The sequence below is a fragment of the Mesorhizobium sp. M7A.F.Ca.US.010.02.1.1 genome (assembly GCF_004023085.1).
Classification (GTDB): Bacteria; Pseudomonadota; Alphaproteobacteria; order Rhizobiales; family Rhizobiaceae; genus Mesorhizobium.
The window spans coordinates 1-1,310 of record NZ_RZRV01000102.1 but is presented as its reverse complement, the minus strand read 5'-3'; the positions used below and the strand labels follow the sequence as shown (position 1 = coordinate 1,310).

The 1,310-nt window shown below is 59.1% G+C and carries 1 pseudogene; it reads left to right on the top strand.

The features are described 5' to 3' along the window. Nucleotides 1–1,308: pseudogene (locus tag EOA19_RS34890) on the top strand (IS3 family transposase); the annotation flags it as partial. Between the last annotated feature and the right edge of the window lie 2 nt (nt 1,309–1,310).

The window sequence follows — 1,310 nt, the reverse complement described above, 5'->3', positions numbered from 1 at the left end:
TGGTGAAGAGAGCTATGCGAGCGCCGGTGCAGCCGACGGCGTAGATGCTGCAACGGTGCGCAAATGGGTTGCGAGCTATCAAGCGCACGGGGTTGCCGGCCTCGCTCGCAAGCTCAGCCACTATGACGGCGAGTTCAAGCTGTCGGTTCTGCACCGGATGTGGGAGGATGGACTGTCCTGCCGACAGACGGCCGCGCTGTTCAATATCCGCAACGCCGGCTGCCTTCCGGACTGGGAGAGGCGCTACGAAGCCGGTGGGATAGAGGCGCTCGCGCCGCGCCGCAGAGGAAGGCCGCGATCGATGTCAGACCCGCCGTCGCCTGGCGAGCCGCCCGTGGCGCAGAGTGATGAGACCAAGAGCCGCGAAGAGCTGCTTGCGGAACTGAACCATCTGCGCATGGAGAACGCCTACCTAAAAAAACTGGAGGCCTTAACGCAGGGACACGCGCCCAAAAAGCGCAAGCTGTCCAAGCGTTAAGGCTGCTCTATCCGCTCGATGGTCTGCTCAAACTGGCAGGGCTTTCCCGCAGCACGTTCTACTATCGACAGAAGGCGTCCCGCGTCGACCGCCATGCTGGTCTCAAGGAGAAGATCAGAGCCGTCTTCGACAGCCACAAGGGCCGCTACGGTTATCGCCGGGTGGCTGCTGCACTGCGCCGGCTCGGTCATGTCGTCAATCACAAGGCGGTGCAGTGTCGGATGGTGGAGATGGGATTGAAGTCGCTGGTCAGGCCGAAGAAGTATCGCTCCTACAAAGGCGGCATCGGAAGGACGGCTCCCGATCTCATTCAACGCCAGTTCAACGCTGACAGCGCCAACCATAAATGGGTGACCGATGTGACGGAGTTCAACCTGGCGGGCGACAAACTCTATCTCTCACCGGTCATGGACCTTTATAACGGCGAGATCATCGCCTTCGAGACCGCAAGGCGACCGCTCTTCAAGCTGGTGGAAAATATGCTCGCCAGAGCGCTGGACCGGCTCGACCAAACCCAACGGCCCATCCTACACTCCGATCAGGGATGGCAGTATCAGACGCCTGCCTACCAGCGCAGGCTCCAGGCACGAGGCATTGCCCAGAGCATGTCACGCAAAGGCAATTGCCTCGACAACGCACCTATCGAGAGCTTCTTCGCAACACTCAAATCCGAGCTCTTCTACCCCAATACCTTCGAGAACGTTCAGAGCCTCAAGGCCAGCATCGAGGATTACATCCACTACTACAATCATGATCGCATCAAACTGAAACTGAAAGGGCTGAGCCCTGTGCAATACAGAACCCAGCCCTTAAATCTGCCGCCACCTTAAAC